This is a genomic window from uncultured Thiohalocapsa sp. (assembly GCF_913062725.1).
Taxonomy (GTDB): domain Bacteria; phylum Pseudomonadota; class Gammaproteobacteria; order Chromatiales; family Chromatiaceae; genus Thiohalocapsa.
In genome coordinates, this window is the sequence record NZ_CAJXWY010000119.1 from 1 (window position 1) to 3734 (window position 3734).

Genomic DNA, 3734 nt, shown 5'->3' on the forward strand with positions numbered 1-3734 from the left:
CCTTTATTTTCAGCAACTTGCAGAGGGGGTTGAAGAAAAATCCGGGAACCGAAAAGTTCACGTGCAGTGTCCTGTAGCGCGGTGGTCGCGTGGTGGATGTTAGAGAAGACGGATTCCTGGCGTCAAGCACACGCGCTTGTGGCCGTGCGGATGGTCGGTGCGGTGTTGTGGCAGCCCGGATCAGGGCTCGGGCTGAAGGTCATGACCGGCGCGCATGGGCGTGACTGCGCCTGGGGCTGGCTGACCGGGATGCGCTACGGTGCCGGCGCTGCTACGCACGTCCATTTCGGCGCTTGCGGCGGCGACGCGATGCGCCTGGTGAGGCGGCGCCCTGCGCCGCGGCGCGCGCATCCTGCTCCGCCACCATGGCCAGCAGAGCCTGCGCCATGCTCGCGTCGTGGGGCACATCCACGCCCGCGGGCAGCCATTGCCGGCCGTAGGCGTGGGCGTCGAAGGTCAGCGGCAATGGGTAGACGCGGATATCATCTTCGTTGGGCTGGATGATGTCGTCCAGCTCGGCCAGCAGCCGATCCAGGTCGTGCGTGGTGCCCACCACCAGAAACACAGAATACTGCAGGGGCAGGCCATGGTTGCGCACCCTGCGATGGACTCTGACCAAGCGCTTGGGGTCGGCGATGTCGTAGGCCAGCAGATAGGGGCGGCGTTGATTGCGGGGCATGGCGGCGGACTCAGGTGTCGCTGACCAGCCAGCGGTGCAGGCTGTTGGTGATGTCCCGCCCGCGTTTGCTCACCCGTGCCGCGCGCGACTCGAACAGCCGCACGGTGTCGGCGTGCCGCGGCAGACGCAGGGGCTCGCCGCGGTGGCGGGCGGCGTCGAAGCGCCGGTGCAGCCAGCCGATACGCGGCGGCTCCAGGTACCACATCAGCAGCTCCGACAGATCGCGCGCCAGGCTGGGCTCACCGGCCTGGCCCAGCTCGGTATTGCGGCCAAAGCCGAGCTGGGCCAGGTGCGCGGCGGTCCATTGATAGGCCAGTGAGCGCAGCCATTGGCGGGTGCGCTCGGCGCCGCGCCCACCGGCGTATTGCTGGGCCTGGTGCTCAATCCAGGCGCGGCCGTTGCGGGGGTCGCGGGCACCGTCCGGCGCACCGAGTCGGCTGCAGGCCCAATGGGCGATGCGGGCGCGGGTCATGCCGAGCCAATGGGTGTAGCGATCGAGCCCGTGCGGCAGCAGCATAAGATCCTGCAGGCGGTGGAGCAGCTCGTCGCGGGCGCCGGGGCGCGGTAGCAGGCGGGCGGCGATGTCGCCGTCGTCGTGCACAAAGACGACGCTGATCCCGCGCTCGGCGCAGGCCAGCAGCGCCTCGGTGCTCCATTGCACCAGGGTGCTGCTGTGCACGCGGGCGATGCGCTGCAGCGGGAACAGCTGCTCGGCACGGGCCTCGCGCTGCACGCTCAAGGCCCGGCGGTCGAGCCGCACGCGGGTATCGGAGCCCGCGGCGATATACAGCGGGGCGGCATCGTCGGCGATGTGCGCGGGCGGCTCAGGCGGCCGCGCCTGATACAGCGTGGAGACCATCATGGGCGGTTGTCCTGTGGTGTTGGCGCGGTGGTGGCCGCGGCGCCGGAGGCGGCCAATTCCACCGCAAGCTTGCGCACACCGCGCCGCAGCAGCCGCCGGTGCGGGCGCACGAAAATCTCCCAGCTGCCATAGAAGATTTGGCGCCCGGCCTTGCCCAGCAGGCAGGCATCGCCGTCCTGGCTGAAGTGATCCGGCCGCAGGGCGCGATTGCGGAACAGGGTCCAAGCCCAGTGATCCACCAGCGGACGTAGCGGCTCGATCAGATCCGAGGCCAGAGACTCGCGGCCGAAGTCGAGCTGATGGTAGTAGCCGATGATGGGATCGAGCCCGGCGCCATAGCAGGCGCGCACCGCTTCGTAGTGCAACAGGGTGTAGCCCAGGGAGAGCACCACGTTGACCGGATCCCGCGGCGGGCGGCGATTGCGGGCGGTGAACGCCAGCTCCGGCGCGAACAGCGCGACGTAGGCACGGAAATAGCCCGCAGCCGCTGCGCCCTCGATGCCGCGCAGACTGTCGAGCCCGCTCAGTGCCGGCGCGGCGACACGTTGGCGCGCCTGCGCCAGGGCCTGCTGGCCTTTGCTCAGTGCCTGGCGCAGATCGGGGCGCTCCGTCGCCGCCTGTGCGAGCAAGCGCTGCTGGCGACGCAGCTTACCGCGCACCAGCACGCGCGCCCAACGCTGGCACCAGGCGGCGTCATCCACCCGGCGCAGCTGGCCCACGCGGCGGGCGCCGTCGTTGTGGCTGCGCCCATGCACCACCGCCAGCTTGCTGGCGTTGCGCCCGCCGAACATCAGCACGCCGATGCCGGCCTCGGCGAGCTGCGCCAACAGACTGCTCTCGAGCCGCACGGCGCTGCGCATCACCACGGTGTCGAGCAGATGCAGCGGCACAGTGCCGCGGCGCTCGTCTTCGGCGTAGATGGCCAGGGCGCGGCCCTCCAGCTTGAGGCGAGTGTCGCGGCGATCGAGATACAGGGTGGTCATCGCAGTGCCTATCCGACGTAAAACCAGGGTGGATCCACGGGCTTGAGGCCCTTGCCACGCACGCGCACCTTGCCCCGCGGCTCCAGGCGCAACAGCAAGAAGCGGTCTTCCACGGCGTCGAGCACCGTGGCCACTTCCGAGAGCAGCGCGCAGCGCTCGGCGTCGGTGAGGAAGCACTCGAATACCGATTTCTGCCGGCCGCTGGCATAGCCCTTGAGCACCTTCAGGGCCTCGCGCAGGCGCAGGTCGCTGGAGACGTCGTAGGCGGCGATGAAGAGTTGACGTTGTGACATGCACGCCAGACTACCCCCGGGCCGCCGCCAGCGCCGGGGCGGCAAGCTTGCCGCCGGTGTGCGCGCAGGACCGTAAAGCATTGACGCTTGGTGCTTGACGCCCAGGCTGCGCAGCTCGGCGGCGGTGGCCCCGCTGCGGTGATCATGACCAATCTGCATTGGTGCAAGTTGCCGACCCACCGCCCCAGTATCAGCGGGGGACATGGCAATGAGCAGACCGCCCGGTGGGCATCGTGCTGCACCTGCCGCTGGCGGGCCTGCCGGATGCGCTCGCCCGCCTGGCCGCAGCGCGCAAGCCGGACGCAGCGCTGTCTGCCGCGTTTAAGTACGGTCGCGGCGAGCGCGCGCAGGGCGGGAGGCGCTTTACCGATCTGGATGAGGCGGGAATCGCCGAGTTATTGCGGGAGGTGCGGGCGCTGGTGGAGCTGGAGACTTGGGTCACGCCCGACCGGCGGCCTGGGAGGGAACGGGAGCGCTGGCTGAATGTGTTGCTGACGGGAAGCCGGGTCACACCACCGTGATCTTGTTCGGAACTCGACGGCGCACATCGCCGCCGACGCGGTGCCTGGGCTCGCGGTATGTCGACGACATGCCGGCATCGAAATCTGCGCTCTTCAGTAGGGCTGCCTGCTCTCTGATTGCATCGACGACATCGTCACACGACACCGCCTGGTCTTAGGGCGCCGGACCATCCATCCGTGTGCACGCATCACGCGCTACGTTGCTCGAGCGCCGCATGACCTGCTCAAGGACTGTTTGGGTCTTCTCGATGCCCGCGGTCCATGAGTCATGCGTGTGCTATATGGCGCCACGACGTTTTCATCTCCTGCAGATTGGGTCTCAGTTCGGACGCGCGCGGCTGAGAAAGAAGCTGAAACCGAGTCTTAATCCCCTTCAGATCGGGTCTCAGTTCGGAC

At 68.5% G+C, this 3734-nt stretch carries 5 protein-coding genes; 1 reads left to right on the forward strand and 4 read right to left on the reverse strand.

Features of this window, described 5'->3' with window-relative positions:
• Nucleotides 1-271: 271 nt before the first annotated feature.
• From cas2 to QZ588_RS17845, 4 genes are read right to left on the reverse strand one after another with little or no spacing between them, the layout of a single operon-like run.
• The gene (cas2, locus tag QZ588_RS17830) at nucleotides 272-679 is read right to left on the reverse strand and encodes a CRISPR-associated endonuclease Cas2 (RefSeq protein WP_295544438.1); all 408 of its coding nucleotides are present in this window, start codon (nucleotides 677-679) and stop codon (nucleotides 272-274) included.
• 10 nt (nucleotides 680-689) lie between these two features.
• On the reverse strand, nucleotides 690-1541 hold the full coding sequence (locus QZ588_RS17835; RefSeq protein WP_295544439.1) for a CRISPR-associated endonuclease Cas1: 852 nt from the start codon (nucleotides 1539-1541) through the stop codon (nucleotides 690-692).
• A complete protein-coding gene (gene cas1, locus QZ588_RS17840; RefSeq protein WP_295544441.1) occupies nucleotides 1538-2524 on the reverse strand; it encodes a CRISPR-associated endonuclease Cas1 in 987 nt (328 codons plus the stop codon). The genes QZ588_RS17835 and cas1 overlap by 4 nt, the downstream gene beginning before the upstream one ends.
• Nucleotides 2525-2532: 8 nt before the next feature.
• Nucleotides 2533-2817 (reverse strand): CRISPR-associated endonuclease Cas2, encoded by a 285-nt coding sequence (locus tag QZ588_RS17845; RefSeq protein WP_295544444.1) that lies wholly within the window; start codon nucleotides 2815-2817, stop codon nucleotides 2533-2535.
• A gap of 224 nt (nucleotides 2818-3041) precedes the next feature.
• Between QZ588_RS17845 and QZ588_RS17850 the strand changes: the two genes are divergently transcribed.
• Nucleotides 3042-3338 (forward strand): hypothetical protein, encoded by a 297-nt coding sequence (locus tag QZ588_RS17850; RefSeq protein ID WP_295544446.1) that lies wholly within the window; start codon nucleotides 3042-3044, stop codon nucleotides 3336-3338.
• Nucleotides 3339-3734: the final 396 nt, after the last annotated feature.